The 16644-nt window shown below is 50.0% G+C and carries 15 protein-coding genes and 1 tRNA gene; 4 read left to right on the top strand and 12 right to left on the bottom strand.

Translation table 11 applies throughout. From position 1 onward, the window contains the following. Positions 1 to 7: 7 nt before the first annotated feature. The 3 genes from rplC to MCJ35_RS29650 form a co-directional block, all read right to left on the bottom strand. Positions 8 to 643 carry a 50S ribosomal protein L3 gene (gene rplC, locus MCJ35_RS29660; protein WP_025483887.1) on the bottom strand — a complete coding sequence of 212 codons (636 nt, stop codon included), beginning with the start codon at positions 641 to 643 and terminating at the stop codon, positions 8 to 10. Between the two features lie 204 nt (positions 644 to 847). Then, positions 848 to 1165: a 30S ribosomal protein S10 gene (rpsJ, locus tag MCJ35_RS29655; RefSeq protein ID WP_002566515.1), complete on the bottom strand. Its 318-nt coding sequence runs from the start codon at positions 1163 to 1165 to the stop codon at positions 848 to 850. 376 nt (positions 1166 to 1541) lie between these two features. Further along, positions 1542 to 2900: a cell wall-binding protein gene (locus MCJ35_RS29650; protein WP_025483890.1), complete on the bottom strand. Its 1359-nt coding sequence runs from the start codon at positions 2898 to 2900 to the stop codon at positions 1542 to 1544. A gap of 297 nt (positions 2901 to 3197) precedes the next feature. On the opposite strand from MCJ35_RS29650, the gene MCJ35_RS29645 reads away from it, so the two are divergent. Then, on the top strand, positions 3198 to 4058 hold the full coding sequence (locus MCJ35_RS29645) for a class I SAM-dependent methyltransferase (RefSeq protein WP_025483891.1): 861 nt from the start codon (positions 3198 to 3200) through the stop codon (positions 4056 to 4058). Positions 4059 to 4128: 70 nt separating this feature from the next. Here the strand turns inward: MCJ35_RS29645 and MCJ35_RS29640 are convergent, their stop codons facing one another. Both MCJ35_RS29640 and ade read right to left on the bottom strand, forming a co-directional pair. Then, positions 4129 to 5022, bottom strand: a complete 894-nt coding sequence (locus MCJ35_RS29640; RefSeq protein WP_008726421.1) for a S8 family peptidase — start codon at positions 5020 to 5022, stop codon at positions 4129 to 4131. 110 nt (positions 5023 to 5132) lie between these two features. Next, positions 5133 to 6857, bottom strand: a complete 1725-nt coding sequence (gene ade / locus MCJ35_RS29635; protein WP_275891745.1) for an adenine deaminase — start codon at positions 6855 to 6857, stop codon at positions 5133 to 5135. 243 nt (positions 6858 to 7100) lie between these two features. On the opposite strand from ade, the gene MCJ35_RS29630 reads away from it, so the two are divergent. After that, positions 7101 to 7174 (top strand) — tRNA-Val (locus tag MCJ35_RS29630). Positions 7175 to 8222: 1048 nt separating this feature from the next. Here MCJ35_RS29630 and MCJ35_RS29625 read toward each other — a convergent pair. The 5 genes from MCJ35_RS29625 to scfA all read right to left on the bottom strand — a co-directional run bounded on the left by MCJ35_RS29625 (position 8223) and on the right by scfA (position 12091). Then, on the bottom strand, positions 8223 to 8837 hold the full coding sequence (locus tag MCJ35_RS29625; protein ID WP_008726407.1) for an HAD family hydrolase: 615 nt from the start codon (positions 8835 to 8837) through the stop codon (positions 8223 to 8225). A gap of 87 nt (positions 8838 to 8924) precedes the next feature. Further along, positions 8925 to 9206: a preprotein translocase subunit YajC gene (gene yajC / locus MCJ35_RS29620; protein ID WP_008726406.1), complete on the bottom strand. Its 282-nt coding sequence runs from the start codon at positions 9204 to 9206 to the stop codon at positions 8925 to 8927. 48 nt (positions 9207 to 9254) lie between these two features. Further along, entirely contained in the window at positions 9255 to 10400 is a 1146-nt protein-coding gene (gene tgt, locus MCJ35_RS29615; protein ID WP_025483893.1) for a tRNA guanosine(34) transglycosylase Tgt, read from the bottom strand. A gap of 4 nt (positions 10401 to 10404) precedes the next feature. After that, positions 10405 to 11805 carry a thioether cross-link-forming SCIFF peptide maturase gene (gene scfB / locus MCJ35_RS29610; protein WP_008726404.1) on the bottom strand — a complete coding sequence of 467 codons (1401 nt, stop codon included), beginning with the start codon at positions 11803 to 11805 and terminating at the stop codon, positions 10405 to 10407. A 139-nt stretch (positions 11806 to 11944) separates the two neighbouring features. Further along, positions 11945 to 12091 carry a six-cysteine ranthipeptide SCIFF gene (gene scfA, locus MCJ35_RS29605; protein WP_002566540.1) on the bottom strand — a complete coding sequence of 49 codons (147 nt, stop codon included), beginning with the start codon at positions 12089 to 12091 and terminating at the stop codon, positions 11945 to 11947. 152 nt (positions 12092 to 12243) lie between these two features. On the opposite strand from scfA, the gene MCJ35_RS29600 reads away from it, so the two are divergent. Then, a complete protein-coding gene (locus tag MCJ35_RS29600) occupies positions 12244 to 12603 on the top strand; it encodes a TIGR04086 family membrane protein (RefSeq protein ID WP_008726403.1) in 360 nt (119 codons plus the stop codon). A 170-nt stretch (positions 12604 to 12773) separates the two neighbouring features. Here MCJ35_RS29600 and MCJ35_RS29595 read toward each other — a convergent pair whose 3' ends face one another. Further along, positions 12774 to 13262 (bottom strand): signal peptidase II, encoded by a 489-nt coding sequence (locus tag MCJ35_RS29595; protein WP_008726401.1) that lies wholly within the window; start codon positions 13260 to 13262, stop codon positions 12774 to 12776. Positions 13263 to 13381: 119 nt separating this feature from the next. Between MCJ35_RS29595 and MCJ35_RS29590 the strand changes: the two genes are divergently transcribed. Continuing rightward, positions 13382 to 15145 carry a S8 family peptidase gene (locus MCJ35_RS29590; protein WP_008726399.1) on the top strand — a complete coding sequence of 588 codons (1764 nt, stop codon included), beginning with the start codon at positions 13382 to 13384 and terminating at the stop codon, positions 15143 to 15145. Positions 15146 to 15184: 39 nt separating this feature from the next. Here MCJ35_RS29590 and clpX read toward each other — a convergent pair whose 3' ends face one another. Further along, the gene (gene clpX, locus MCJ35_RS29585) at positions 15185 to 16603 is read right to left on the bottom strand and encodes an ATP-dependent Clp protease ATP-binding subunit ClpX (protein ID WP_025483894.1); all 1419 of its coding nucleotides are present in this window, start codon (positions 16601 to 16603) and stop codon (positions 15185 to 15187) included. Positions 16604 to 16644 lie beyond the last annotated feature (41 nt).

Here is a 16644-nt window from a genome sequence, read left to right as displayed (position 1 = left end):
TAAAAGCTTACCTTTCAACCTTAACGGTTTCTTTGATTGTTACCAGGCTCTTCTTAGGTCCTGGTACTGCGCCCTTCACCAGAATCAGGTTATTATCGGTATCAACCTTAACAACCTCCAGGTTCTGGACGGTAATCTTCTTGCTGCCCATGTGGCCTGGCATACCTTTGCCCTTGAATACGCGGCCTGGTGTGGTAGCGGAACCGTTGGAACCCTGATGACGATGGAACTTGGAACCATGAGCCATGGGTCCTCTGTGCTGTCCATATCTCTTGATGGCGCCCTGGAAGCCTTTACCCTTGGAAATAGCGGTTGCATCAATCTTATCGCCTGCAGCGAAGATATCTGCCTTAATCTCATCCTTTACAGAATACTCTTCTGCATTCTCAAACTTGAATTCCCTTACATATCTCTTATAAGAAACTCCGGCCTTATCAAAGTGGCCCCTCAGTGGCTTGCTGACCAGTTTTTCCCTCTTGTCAACAAAACCAACCTGTACTGCTTTGTAACCATCGTTCTCAGCTGTCTTAACCTGTGTTACCACACAAGGTCCTGCCTGAAGTACGGTTACCGGAACTAACGCACCATTCTCATTGAAGATCTGGGTCATTCCGACTTTTGTTGCTAAAATCGCTTTCTTCATTGTCTTACCTCCTGTTTCATGATCTACAGCGGAATGCTTTCGCATTCATCCTAGAACAGTCTTAATATACGTGGAACACTATGAACCGCTTCTGGGTCATCCCCCTGCCTTCACAGGCAAAAGGTGCGGTATGTTGATTCCTCAACAGGAAATGCAGTGTTGCTTCTATATTTAAACCCTTCAGGATATAAACATTGTCCGACCTTATTTGGTCTTCATCTTGATGTCGATGTACACGCCAGCCGGCATTTCCAGTCTGGACAGTGCATCAACTGTCTTCTGGCTCGGAGCAGTGATGTCGATGAGCCTCTTGTGGGTCCTCTGTTCGAACTGCTCTCTGGAATCTTTGTACTTATGAACAGCACGCAGAATGGTTACTACCTCTTTCTTGGTTGGTAACGGCACCGGTCCGCTCACCTGTGATCCTGTCTTCTTTACAGTCTCGATGATTTTGCCGGCAGACTGATCTACTAACTGATGATCATAAGCCTTTAAAGTGATTCTCATTACTTGACTTGCCATAAAAAAAGTCGCCTCCTTTTCGCACTTTTAAACCAAGTACGACAAGCGGTGACTGTACACGTTTCCGTGTGTGTCCTAAAAGAACTCCACACTGATTCTGCTGATTATCCTGCAGTTTCTTTAATTGGTACAGTGACTTGTCGCCAGTTTCCTAACTTGACATTCGCTCCACGGAAAACCTGCCTCACTTTGTGGGCAGCAACCTCTCGCTTCAACGCTATCATGCCACAGCCTTGTTATATTAGCACATTTCTTTTATAAATGCAAGTACTTTTTTATTTTTTATTCATGCATTTTTTTATAACCTTTTTTATAAAAGAGCCAAAAGAAAAGACCTCTGTATAATCAGAAGTCTTTCCTGGTCTTATTATATTAATCATTCCGTGCAATATGGTTCCATGGGTTCTGTTGCATAAGCATCCACATCCGTATCCTCATCCGCAGACATCAGCTGTCCGCTGGCATTGGTAACAAACTTAACACCGTCACTGTTCTTTACCTTTGCATTCTTCATGACCTTACCGGATGAATTGACCACGTAATTCCTGTTATCCACCTCATAGCACACATACTTCTGTCCATCCGTGGCTTTCTGAAGCTTTCCTTTATAATATAGGTAGTTATCCTTTACGCCATTATAGCCGCGGCCATTGTCTGAGAAATAGAAATCAGACTTGTTGCCGTCATCCTCCGTAACCTTAATCTTCCCCTTCTGCACACAGCTCTTCTCTTTGTCGCCAAAGTAGAAGGAGGTCCAGTTGTCATCTCCTGAGCCAAGGTATACTTTCTTCAGGCCATAGACCGGATTGCCAAGGTGGTTGAACAGATAGGATTTACCATTCAGTTTCACGATGTCATTGGTGGTCAGGCGCTCGGAATCAGCAGCCCTGGGCTTTCCGCTGTTGGTAAAATAAAACCACTCCACATCGCCTTCATACCCTTCTAAATCCTCCGGCGGTTCAATGGAGTACCATCCAATCCTTGCCTTTCCATCGGCCCCGAAATACATGTAATCCTCAATGGTATCATCAGAAGAGGTGGAGCACACCTTCTTCCAGCCCGTCTGCATGGCTCCCACTTCATCAAAACAATAATAGGTACCGTCTATCTTGCGGGCCGTGTAATCGCCGTCTGAGCTGTCAGGCACGAACTTCTTGCCGCTGGAGGAGAAATAGAACCAGTACTTGCCGTCATCATCCGTCACGCTGTCAATTCCAGGAGTCACCTTGTTGCGGTTATCGTCATCCTCATCCGGAGGCTCTAACTTCTGCCATCCCGTCCTCATGACGCCATCCGTTCCCGTGTAATACATATCATCCAGTATCCAACCCAGTTCCATGCGGCCGTCCCCGGAAAAATGGTACCACTTGTTATCAATCTTCTTCCATGCATCGGTCATCATCTTACCGCTGCTTCCAAAATAATACCACTCATATTCACCCTCATCGCTGGTAAGCTTTAACCACTTATCAGTCAGGATGATGCCGTTGCTGTCCACGTAATAGTCGGAATCAACCCAGGCATTAGTTGCCATGACGCCTTCCCCGTTGACGTAACGCCACTGGTTGTCCGCGCCCTTTTTCCATGTGTTATATACCTGGTTTCCATTGGAATCATAATATACCCAGCTGCTTCCTGATTGAGCCCAACCTTCTGCTGCCAGGGCTGAAATTGTGGCCGTACCGAAAGACAGCACCGCTGCCAGTACCCACACTGCCACTGTTTGTTTTCTCATATGCTCAGCTCCTCTTCCCATGTGCTCTGGTGCGGAAATCAACCTTCAACCCACTCCAGCCATGCCGGCACCCCGTCCGATATTCCGGCAATCCTAAGGTATATTGTATCAAGGCTCCCTCAATTATTCAACCTTATTTATCTTTCAATTTATTTACGATAGGCTTTAATTTTTCTTTTAACATGAAAATGCCTGCAAATAGCTTCTGTCCATGCTTGACGCAGCCGCATGATTTAGACTATACTCTGTAATATGTTGTTAGATCTGATATTAAAAGGAAATGAGGTTATGAATACTATGTGGCTTGCCGATGATTGGAAGGATTATGAAGTGATAGACTGCTCACAGGGCGAAAAACTGGAACGATGGGGGAAATATCTGCTGGTCCGGCCAGACCCTCAGGTTATCTGGGATACCCCTAAGGACCACAAAGGCTGGAAGCACATGAACGGCCATTACCACCGCAGCAGCAAAGGCGGAGGCGAGTGGGAATTTTTTGATTTACCGGAGCAGTGGTCCGTTGGATACAAGGGGCTTACATTTAACCTGAAGCCCTTCAGCTTCAAGCACACAGGGCTGTTCCCGGAACAGGCCGCAAACTGGGACTGGTTCGGTGACAGGATAAGGAAGGCCGCAGGACCGGTTAAGGTCCTTAACCTCTTTGCCTATACAGGAGGCGCAACCCTGGCCGCTGCCAAGGCCGGCGCCAGCGTCACCCATGTGGACGCCTCCAAGGGCATGGTGGGCTGGGCCAAGGAAAATGCAGCTTCCTCCGGCCTGTCAGACGCCCCCATCCGCTGGATTGTGGATGACTGTGTAAAGTTTGTGGAACGCGAGATCAGAAGAGGCAACCACTACGATGCAATCATAATGGACCCGCCGTCTTACGGACGCGGGCCCAAGGGTGAAATCTGGAAGATAGAGGATGCCATCCATCCGCTTGTCAAGCTGTGCGTGCAGCTACTCTCAGACAGGCCGCTGTTCTTTTTAATCAATTCCTATACCACAGGGCTTGCACCTGCTGTCCTGAGTTACATGCTGGGCGTGGAAGTAATCCCGCGCTTTGGCGGTGCGGTCAATGCCCAGGAAGTAGGGCTTCCGGTAACCAGGACCGGGCTGGTGCTGCCCTGCGGGGCATCGGGACGCTGGGAGGCGTAGGGAATCCCCCGCCTCCGCATATCCATCCCTCAGTCTGTCAAAAGCAGCGCCGCATCCGGCCTGCCCTTCTTCAGTCTTCCAGCAGCCGCGCCACGTCCAGCTTGCCCCATCCCTGCTGGTTATGGGGCAGGCCCAGGTCCACGGCCCGTTCCCGGATGCGCAGCTTCACATCCTTATTGCTCATTTCCGGGTGCTTTTCCAGTAAGAGGGCGATTGCCCCGGATACCAGGGGCGTGGACATACTGGTCCCTGATTTTGAGAAATACCGCCCCGGTTCATTGCAGCAGCTGACGATACCGGAACCAGGGGCAACGATATCCGGCTTGCACACGCATGCCAGGGTCGGCCCGCGGCCTGAATAATCCACCATCCGGCTGCCCATCACATCCACCTCCTTATGGTCGTCTGAACATCCCACCGTAATGACCTTCCTGCTGATGCCAGGCGTGGTAATGGTCATACGGCCCGGACCATGGTTCCCGGCTGCCACAACAACAACCAGCCCATCATCCCAGGCCGCATTGACTCCCCGCACCAATATGGAGTTCTCTGTCATATCCCGTCTGGAAAGGGACCCCACGGAAATGTTCACAATACGGATACCGTATTCCTCTTTGTGTTCCCTTATCCATTTTAATCCTGCCAGTACATCGGAGGCATATCCATTTCCCTTGTGGTCCAGCACCTTGACTGATATGATGCTGCTCCCAGGCGCCACCCCCCTGTACTTTCCCTCGGAGGAAACGCCGCTCCCTCCTATAATGGCTGATATATGGGTCCCATGCCCGTTGTCATCATAAGGCTGGGTCCTATGGTTTACATAATCAGCAAACGCTGTTACTCTATCTTTAAAATCCTCATGGAGATAAACGCCGGTGTCCAGGACCGCGACACCAACCCCTTTCCCCGTGATTCCCATGGAATATACGATGTCACAATTTATGTCTTCTCTTGCCTGATTCACATCACGATATTCTCCTTTTTTTATTAGGATATTCTCCGGAAATGGATTCGGTTCCACTGTGGCCGGGGATAGCCTGGGAAAATACCGCTAACAAATAAAAGGATGCCTGATCAGAAGGACGCCTCCACAACCTCCTGCCGCTCCACATCTATCACCCCATATGTATTAATCCTGAGTTTCGGGATGACCGGCAGGCTGACGAAGGCCAATGTCATGAACGCATCTATATCCGCGCTGATTCCTAACTCCAGTGTTTTCTGCTTCAGGTTCTCCAGTTGTTCCTCCACCTCATGGACCGATGCCCCGGTCATGATGCCTCCGATCGGAAGGGCCAGTTCCCCTGCCACCTGTCCGTCCACTGCAACGGCAAGGCCGCCTTTATTCCGTCTGACCGTGTTGGCCGCCAGGACCATGTCATTATCATTGGTTCCTATGACAATCAGATTGTGGGAGTCATGGGCCACGCTGGTGGCTACCGCACCGTTTTTAAGACCGTATCCGCCGATAAAACCGATTCCTGTGTGTCCCGTATGCAGGTGGCGTTCAAAAACAGCCGCCTTTACTATATCGGACTTTAAACTGACTCCCGGCGCGGTTCCCTCCGTATGTTCCTGCCATGGCACAATCCGCTCTTCCGTCAGAAGCTCATGGGGCTTGAACTGGATTACCCTCTGCATATTCCCCTTTTTTTCATATGCAATATCGTTTAACATAACCTCATCCATATGGAAGGAATCGAATACAGCAGGATAGGCCTGTTCCAGTTCCCGGCTTCTATCCGGCTTTTCATGCAGGCATCTTCCGTTTTCCGCTGCCAGTATACCATCCTTATATACGCGGGTCACGCAAAAATCAACGAGATTTTCCAGTACAGCCAGATCCGCACGCATTCCCGGCATCACGGCGCCCCTGTCCTTCAGCCCAAAATACCGCGCAGCATTATAAGTTCCCATCTTTATGGCCTTTATGGGGTCCGCGCCAAGGGAAACCGCCTTCCGGATGATATAATCAATATGTCCTATGGAAATCAGGTCGCCTGGATGCTTGTCATCCGTCACCAGCATACAGCGCTCATAGTAGGGCGCCTCAAAAAGCGGCATCAGGGCCTCTAAGTTCCTGGCTGCCGTTCCCTCCCTTATCATGATCCACTGACCCCGACCCAGCTTTTCAAGGGCCTCACTGATGTCAGAACATTCATGGTCCGACAGGACGCCGGAACAGACATATGCGTTAAGCGCCTTTCCTCCCAGGAAGGGCGCATGACCGTCTATCACCTTATCCCGGTACGCAGCCTCCCCTATCTTATCCAGAAGGTCCTTCAATCCCCCAACCACACCCACGGAGTCCATCACCTCAGCCAGTCCCAGTATACGCGGGTTGTCATAATATGGTTTTATATCAGCCGCCCCCAGCACTGCCCCTGATTCATCCAGTCCCGTGGAAGGCACGCAGGAAGGCATCATGATGTATACGTCCAGATCCAGACCGGCTGTTGCCTCCAGCATATAATCAATGCCCTGGCAGCCCGCCACATTGCCAATCTCATGAGGGTCGGCAATGACTGCCGTTGTCCCATGGGGCAGTACCGCCTTTTCAAATTCCGGAGGGGACACCATGGAACTCTCAATGTGGATATGTCCGTCAATGAACCCCGGGCATATATATCGGCCTGTCATGTCCACATTCTCTTCCCCATCATATTCCCCGATTCCTGCTATGTATCCGTCCTCAATGGCTATATCGGCCACCTCTGTCTTCTCAGTAAAGACATTCACGATTGTCCCGTGTTTCAGGACCAAAGATGCCTTCCTCCGTCCGGAAGCCACATCCATCATCTTTTTCAAATCTTCAAAACGCTGCACAGAAATACCTCCTTTTTTGTTTTTATCCCCCAATTGATTTGATATCATAATACTATAATATAGCAGAAAGTACAATATTCAGAAATCATAAAATTTTTATGCAAATTATCTGTCCTGACTCCAGTCAGGATAAAACCGTTAGTCTGCAAATTTTTTACATTTGTGGGAATATCCTCTTGTAATTCCGCCTTATCGTGCTATAATATTCTCATGGACGGAAGTATAGCTCAGCTGGGATGAGCGTTCGCCTCACACGCGAAAGGTCATGGGTTCGAGCCCCATTACTTCCACTGGTAAAACCCACCTGGATACATTGGTACTGATGTATCCGGTGGGTTTCTTGTTTTTCAGGTATTTTATTCCGTAAATGTTTTATTCTGTAAGTATTTTATTCTGTAAGTGTCAGTCCCGTCTGCAGGCTATCTTTCCTTCATACTTTCTTTCGCAATGTCCCACCTTTTTTGTAAGAAATATTACGCTTCATTACGATTATCTGACTTCTATTGAGTTTCAACCCAAACTATGATATATTGGTTTCAGTCAGAGATGACGCGGCCCGGTACTGGCGCTCATAAGGGCGGACCAGACCGGGCCATCCCCCCGTTTATGGGCCAAGTGATGAGCAGGCACATGACAAGGGAGCTATACTCATGGTAACTTATGTCAGGGTCAATCCCCTGGCTTTTTTGTTAATCCTCTCTCTGTTTCATATTTTTCTATCTTTAACCTTTCTATTCTTATACTTTTCTATTTTATATTTCCCTCTTCTATACTACCCGGTCCTATATTTCCCTATCCTATATTTCCCTATCCTATACTACCCTGTCCTATATTTCCCTGCCCTAAATCCACCCCTCCACGTTCATCCCATATCCTCCTATCTCAAATATCTTCATCTGATTATCCACTGTTCAAATTTCCCATCTTATCCATAAACATTACCTGTCTTTTCCTGATAATACTGATTTTCCGCAAAAAAATACCCGAAAATACTGTCAGTGTGCATAACATGACGTAATTTCAGGCTTTACGGCGTATAGGCCAATTTTAAGAATTTCTTAATAATCTATTCAAGGAACATTCAAACATTCTGGAGGATTGCATGCTATACTAAGTACATAAGAGATGCACGAATATTTAACAACTATCCTTCAACCCTTTTTGAAAATCCGAAATCCTAAGAAAATTGCTCCGTACCGAAAGGTGCGGAGCTTTTTCTATGTATCCCTTATGGATTATTCTATGTACATACTCTTCCATCTACATACTCTTCTATCTACATACTCTTCCAAGTCTAACTTCCTCTATACATATATGTAGGTACTGCGCACCGGCCTTCTACCGGTTGAGGGATGCCAGGACCGTCTTCAGCTTATCCACGTCCCCATCCTCAAAGCAATACCCGTCCATCCCGCACTTGCGGGCGCCTTCGATATTCAGGCTCAGGTCATCCACAAAGAAACACTCTTCCGGATTTAGATGGAAACGGTCAAACAGGTGCTGGTACATCTCCTTCTGCGGCTTCAGGCATTGCACCTCTGCAGAGAACAGAACGCCGTCAAAACAGTCAATGGCCGGGATTACCTCTTTGTAGCAATTAAGAAGACGGACCGATGCATTGGAACAGAGGTAAATGCCATAGCCCATGGATTTAAGCCACTGTACCACTTCCGCCATCCCCTCTTTGGGTTTCATGTTATACTCATGCCAGTGCCGGAAACACCATTCAGCCTGTTCGCGCTTGCGCTCCGTGTCCAGGCGCTCCTGCATCTTCCGAAGGGCTGTTTCCTCGGACATGACGCCCATGTCCAGAAGAATCCATTCCGGCGAGACAAATACGGATGTGCTTACATCCTTCCTCTCCTGCTCATCCTCTATGTATATCTGGCACACCAGGTTCCCCACATAGCTGACCAGCACCTGCCCCATGTCAAAGACTATATTCTTAATCATCCAGTTTTCCTCCTGTCAGGCATTGATATGAAATAATGCGATATATATCAGAAAACCCGGGACAGGGCCCCGGGTTTCGTGTCATGATCAGGCTTCCGCTTTCTCTACCTGAACAATGGCAGCCTTCTGCATAGGAATACGGCAGTTCTTGTTGTTGCCGAATTCGACAATTACGGTATCATCCGTCATGTCAATGATGACGCCGTAAAATCCGCTGCTGGTCAGTATGGTGTCACCTACTGCAACACTGTTGAGCAGCTGCTGCTGTCTCTGCTTCTCCTTCTTCTGAGGACGGATTGCCATGAAGTATAACATACCACCCAGAAGAACAATATAGAGAATCCAGAAGATCGGACTACTTGTATTCATTCTTATTTTCCTCCTTCATACCTACTGCCGCCTCGCCACAGTAGTTTATTATTCATTAGCCTTGGCGGAGCTTTCCATGCCTGCAAGCTTGGCCGCTTTGTACTCTGCGTAGCGGTGCTCCTCGATGGCGTCGCGAATCTCTTTCATCATTGTATTATAAAAATACAAATTATGCAAGGTACATAATCTCATTCCCAGCATTTCTTTTGCTTTCAGCAGATGGCGGATGTAGGCCCTGCTGTAGGAACGGCAGGCCGGACAGCCGCAGCCCTCTTCAATGGGTCTTGGATCCAGTTCGTATTTCTGGTTGAAAAGGTTCAGCTTGCCGTGGTTGGTGTACACATGGCCATGCCGTCCGTTCCTGGATGGATAGACACAGTCAAAGAAATCCACTCCCCGGTCCACTGCCTCCAGGATGTTGGCCGGCGTTCCCACACCCATAAGATAGACCGGCTTTTCTTCCGGCAGATGGGGGACCGTCACATCCAGGATGTGATACATTTCCTCATGGCTCTCGCCCACTGCAAGCCCGCCCACCGCATAGCCGTCCAGATTCATCTCCCGGATGGTCCTGGCATGTTCCACACGGATTTCATCCACAACACCGCCCTGATTGATGCCGAACAGAAGCTGTTCACGGTTCACGGTATCCGGCAGGGAATTAAGCCTTGCCATCTCCTCCTTGCACCTGTGAAGCCACCTTGTGGTGCGGTCCACGGACTGGCGGATATATTCGTCACTTGCATGGCTGGGAGGACATTCGTCAAATGCCATGGCAATGGTGGAGCCAAGATTGGACTGTATCTGCATGCTTTCCTCCGGCCCCATGAATATCTTATGGCCGTCTATGTGGGAATTGAAGTAAACGCCTTCCTCTTTGATTTTGCGCAGCTTGGTCAGGGAAAATACCTGAAAACCGCCGGAATCCGTAAGGATGGGTCTGTCCCAGTTCATGAATTTGTGCAGGCCGCCAAATTCCTTAATCAGCTTGTCGCCTGTGCGGACGTGAAGATGGTAGGTATTGGACAGTTCCACCTGGGTGTTGATTTCACGCAGATCATCCGTGGACACAGCGCCCTTGATTGCGCCCACCGTCCCCACATTCATGAATACCGGTGTCTCAATGACGCCGTGGACTGTCTCCATCCTGGCCCGTTTTGCCTTTCCGTCCTTTGTTATTACCTGATATTTCATATCATTAAGCCTCGTCATCTGCAAGTGCAGCTTTAATCATGATGGCGCACTCAATACGCTTTTTCTGCATCTCACAGCCGATTTCGTAAGCGCCGTTAATGGAACCGCTGCAGTTGTATGCATTGGCTGAACATCCGCCGCTGCAGTAGAACCTTGCAAAACAGTCCTTGCAGCCCGGCTTTGCATACACATTGCACGTCTTGAATTCATCCCTGATATCCGTATTCACGATGCCCGTGTCCACGTTGCCCATAAGGAACTGCTCCTGACCCACAAACTGGTGGCAGGGATAGAAATCCCCCCATGGCGTGACTGCCAGGTACTCGGTGCCGGAACCGCATCCCGCCATGCGCTTGGCAACGCAGGGACCTGCTGTCAGATCCAGCATGAAGTGGAAGAAATTAAATCCCCTTCCTTCCTTCTTACGCCTGATATACTCCAGGGCCAGCTTATCATACTCAGCCAGGATGGCCGGGATATCCTCCTGGCGGATGGAATAATCCTCAGCCGGGTCAGAAACAACCGGTTCCATGGACATCTGCTCAAAGCCCAGGTCCGCGTAGTGGAGCACATCTGCCGCAAAGTCCAGGTTGTTCCTTGTAAATGTCCCGCGGACATAGTAATCCTTCTGGCCCCTGCTCTTTGCAAACTTCTGGAACTTGGGGACCGTCAGTTCATAGCTGCCGCTTCCATTGCGGAAGGGCCGCATCCTGTCATTGACGTCCTTGCGTCCATCCAGGCTCATGACCACATTGCTCATTTCCTTATTGCAGAAATCCATAATCTCGTCATTAAGCAGCACACCGTTGGTGGTGATGGTAAAACGGAATTTCTTGTGGAACTCCTCTTCCTTAGAACGGCCGTATTCCACCAGGCGTTTTACCACGTCCCAGTTCATAAGCGGCTCGCCGCCAAAGAAATCCACCTCCAGGTGTTCCCTGTTACCGGAATTGGCAATGAGGAAATCCAGGGCCTTTTTCCCCACCTCATAGCTCATCAGGGCGCGGCGGCCATGGTACTCGCCTTCCTCTGCAAAACAGTAGCGGCAGGCCAGGTTACAGTCATGGGCAATATGGAGGCACAATGCCTTGACCACGGTCTTACGCTTTTTAAAATCCACCACGAAATCATGGTAAATGTCCTTTGTCAGAAGCTGTTCCATATCAATCAGCTCCTGGATATCCTCCAGCGCCTCCCCCAGCTCCTCAGGGGTATATCTGCCCCACAGGCGGTCAAATACATCTGATTTGACTTTGGCTGACAGGGGCTCCGGCTTTTCCATCTCAGGAACCAGCCCTGATACCACTTCCACAGCATCATACACAACCGGGTCCACCACATGGACGGAACCGCTGTTCACATCCAGTATGATATGGTAACCATTATTTATAAATTGATGAATCACGGATCTACTCTCTCTTTCTAAGGGGCAAGCCCCAACTCCTTTGCGTGGCAAAGCCCCTATAATCCCATCGACCATAGGGGCTTTCTACCAAATTCCTGTACGTATCTCAAATCAGTACTGCGCCATACACACCTGTGTATCAGCGGTTCGCGTTCTCACAGCTCTGGTTGCCAACCGTGCAGGATGTCTTACATGCTGACTGGCAGGAAGTCTGGCACTCGCCGCAGCCACCCTTCTTCATGGTGTCTTTTAAGGTATTCGTATTCAATGTCTTAACGTGCTTCATATTACGGCACCTCCTCTTATCCAAAATATAATTCCTTGAAATTATAACACAGGTTAAAGCCCCTTGCAACGGTAAATTATAAAGGTTTGTCATATTAATGGCGCCCCCGGGAATATACTTCAACATAGATTCTTATGAAGGAGAACAATCCTATGGAAAATGGCATCGTAAAACCCATGATCCGCTCCCTGCTCATCTCCTATGTGCTGTCCGGAATCCTCCTGGCCGCCCTGGCATTTGCCCTGTATAAACTGCATCTGAAAGAGGGACAGGTAAATCTCATGGTATTTGCAGTGTACTTCGTCACCTGCCTGGCCGGCGGCCTGCTGGCCGGAAAGGGAATCCGCCAGCGCCGGTTCTTCTGGGGGCTTTTGTCCGGCCTGTTTTATTTTGTGGTCCTGTTTGCCGTATCCTGGGCCATGAACATGGGCTCTCCCATTGACATGGAACGCTCTGTCACTGTCATGGGTGTATGCGCGCTGGGCGGGACCATCGGCGGGATGATAAGCTAAAAACAGTTCAAATCAGCTAAAATCAGTTTAAACAGGTCCAAAACCACAACCCACGGCCAAAACCTGCCGTTAAACCAGGAACAGGCGCCCGCTTTGCCGCAGGCGCCTGTTCCCCTTATCCGGAAGCATTCCGGAATCCAATCATCTTCTGCTAATCCACCAGTCAGGGATTACTTTTTCCTGACCTTTCCCGCTGTCTCCGCCAGGCTTAGCACCACCTGCTCCGCCACGATGACAGCGCTGCCCAGGAACACGAACATGTCCCCCAGGTTGAATACCACTTTCTTAAGCCGGTTCCACTCTATGGAAAAATAATCCACCACATACCCGCGCACCAGACGGTCATAGAGATTGCTGAGGGCGCCTCCTATGATGATGGAAAGCCCCAGCTTCTGTGCTGTCTTTCCTTTTCCCTGCAAAAGGGAGCACAATGCGCCTGCCATGGCGGATATGACCATCAGCGGGACCACCTTTACCAGTTCCGGCCGTTCCTTGAGAAATCCAAATGGGAAACCGGAATTATGGTTCTTATGAAGCTTAATCATCCCCCGGGAGTTTGGCAGCTCCCTTGGAAATGTCCCATCCTCCTGCCCTTCTACCACACTTTTTATCCCAAGGTCCAGTGCTGTCAGACCGCCTATTATCCAGCCATATATCATAAACCAGCCTTCCTTTCCACGCTTTTCTTTCATTTTACTATGGTTTCACACAGCCGTCCAGTGAAAGGTTTCTAAAAATCAGCATATACTAATATCAAATGTCCTGTACGAGGTGTGTCATGGCAGACTGCCCATTCAATTCAGCCTCAGAATCAATCGCAGATTTTATCTATCGCTATGGAAGCCAGCAGCAGATTGTAGGGAACGCGGCTGATATTCCCTGTATAGATTATGTCAGCCCGGATTACAACATCATCTATACGCCTTTAGACACAGTGCTGCCTATCTCCCTGCGCAAATATTCATACTACAGTGTGCCCGGGCTGTTCAGTCTCCTGGACAGTTCCAGCATGGAAGTATCCGGCATTACTTCCACATTTGCCTCTCCTGCCCTGGGCAACCGCGGGCGCGGCGTACTCATCGGCCTGATAGACACAGGTATCGATTATACCAATCCCCTGTTCCAAAACCCGGACGGCACCACCAGGATAAACAGCATCTGGGACCAGAGCCTGCCTGAAGACAAGGACATCCTTCCTCCCGGTGTACCTGACCGTTATCCAGGCAGCGGCGCGTCTTATGGGACTGAATATACGCGGGAACAGATTAATGCTGCCCTGGCCTCTGACACCCCGCTGGCCCTGGTCCCCTCCACTGATACCAATGGGCACGGGACCTTCTTGGCAGGCATTGCAGCAGGCGGTCAGCTGCCGGCCCAGGATTTTACCGGGGCCGCGCCTGAAAGCGAACTGGTGGTGGTGAAACTGAAACCAGCCAAACAGTATCTCCGTGACTTTTATCTTGTCCGAAGTGACGCGGATGCCTATCAGGAAAATGACATCATGATGGGGATCAAATACCTGCGCGTGGAAGCCTACCGCCTGAGGAAACCCATGGTCATCCTTCTGGGCCTGGGTTCCAACCTTGGAAGCCACGAAGGGACCTCACCCTTAAGTATTACGCTTCAGGATATCAGCCGGAGCCTGGGCGCGGCAACTGTCATTGCGGCGGGCAATGAAACCGGGCTGGGACACCACTATGAAGGTACCATTCCCAGCGGACAGGAATGGGATGACGTGGAGATACGTGTGGGACAGCCGGAATCAGAACTGGGATTCGTTGTGGAACTGTGGGCTTCCACCGCAGATACCTACTCGGTCGGCTTCATTTCCCCCAGCGGAGAAATCATAAGCCGTATTCCTATTATTGCCGGAAATGAAACCTCTATCCCTTTCCTGCTGGAACCCACGGTCATTACCGTGAATTACCAGCTGATTGAAGCTGGCTCCGGAAAACAATTGATTTTCATGCGTTTCCAGGCTCCCACTACCGGAATCTGGAAAATACGTGTATTCAATACGCAGTACCTGACCGGACAGTTCCATCTGTGGCTTCCATCCCAGGGCCTGATATCCGATGAGACCGTATTCCTTTCCCCAAACCCATATACCACCATCACCTTGCCAGGCAATACGGCTTCTCCCATTACGGTTGGGGCTTATAATCATTTAAATAACAGTATTTACATCCATTCCAGCCGGGGCTATACCGTGGGCGGGCTGGTCAAACCCGATATCGCTGCTCCCGGGGTCAATATTGCAGGACCTGCTGTCGGGCGGGGGATTGGGCCTGCCGGAGCTGCCGCAGTACCCATGACCACCCGCACAGGCACCTCCGTGGCAGCTGCCCATGTGGCCGGGGCTGTTGCAAACCTTCTGAGCTGGGGAATTGTGGAGGGACATAACATCACCATGAGCGAGGCATCCATCAAAGCATATCTGATCCGCGGGGCAAGAAGAAATCCAGCGCTGTCATATCCCAACCGTGAATGGGGATACGGGGCACTGGATTTATATGAAACATTCCTTCGTCTAAGGGAATGAACAGGCAGTATGCAGGCAGTTTATTTGTGCTGTAACATGCTACCCCCTCATCTGTATCAGGGGGCCTCCGTTCTTCTCAAGATACGGACGGGTAACCACCACGGAACCGATGTTGGAATCCTTGGGTATCTCATACATGATATCAAGCATGAATTCCTCTAAGATTGCCCGGAGCGCCCTGGCGCCGGTTCCACGCTTTCCCGCCTCCTCGGCAATCCAGCGGAGCGCATCATCCTCAAACACCAGCTTCACCTCGTCCATGGACAGCAGTTTCTCATACTGCTTGGTAATGGCGTTCTTAGGTTCCTTCAGAATACGCACCATCATATCCTCAGTCAGCCCCTGAAGGGTCACCGTCACCGGCAGCCTTCCAAGGAATTCCGGAATCATGCCGAATGCCCTCAGGTCTTCGTTGGTCACATGCTTAAGGATATCAGGGTCATTATCATATGTATCCTTGAGGACTGAACCAAAGCCCATGGAGGATTTCTTCTTAAGGCGTTCTTTTATGATCTCCTCCAGGTCCGGGAAGGCCCCTCCGCATATAAACAGTATATTATCCGTGTTGACCGTTGCCATGGGGGTCATGGCATTCTTCTGGTTGGAACCCACCGGCACCTCCACCGTGCTCCCCTCCAAAAGCTTAAGAAGCTCCTGCTGCACGGACTCACCGCTGACATCCCTGGTATTGGTCTGCTTCTTCTTGGCAATCTTATCAATCTCATCAATGAAGATAATACCACGCTGCGCCCTCTCCACATCATTGTCAGCTGCCGCCAGAAGCTTGGACACCACGCTCTCAATATCATCGCCGATGTATCCTGCCTCTGTAAGCGAGGTTGCATCTGCAATGGCCAGGGGCACATCTAAGAGGCGGGCCAGTGTCTTCACAAGATAGGTCTTGCCGCTTCCAGTGGGTCCGATCATCAGGATATTGGACTTCTCAATCACAATATCCTCATCCGGCGCCGCATCCCCTTGTGCCGGCCTGTTATCCAGGAACGCACGCTTATAATGGTTGTAGACAGCCACGGCAACCACCTTCTTTGCCTTTTCCTGTCCAATGACATACTCGTCCAGCCTGCTCTTTATAATGTGCGGGGCCGGGATATCCTTCATGGTAAGGACCGGCTGTTCCTGGGTCTTCTTCTTAATCTTCTGCTTCTTAGGTATCTCCATGGCGGGAGGGGTTGTGTTCAGGTCACTGAGGTTCATGTTCATATATGGTATATTACCCAGCTTTGAAAAGTCCATGCCGCCCTTTGTGACAGAATCAAATGCCTTCTGCATACAGTCATGGCACAGGTTCATGCCGCCGGGCATGGATATCATCTGTCCTGCCTTGCTCTCCGGCCTGCGGCACATATAGCAGACCTTCTCGTAATGTTCATCGTCCTTTGGTTCCTCTATATCCGGACCGGATGGGTTCACATCCTGGTTATTGTCTTTATCGCTCAAAGTCAGTTCTCCTCTCTGTTAAAAGGCCTTCCCGCCAATAT

This window comes from Enterocloster sp. OA13, from assembly GCF_022440595.1.
GTDB lineage: Bacteria > Bacillota > Clostridia > Lachnospirales > Lachnospiraceae > Enterocloster > Enterocloster hominis.
The sequence above is the reverse complement of the archived record's forward strand: the minus strand, read 5'-3'. Positions and strand labels throughout refer to the sequence as shown.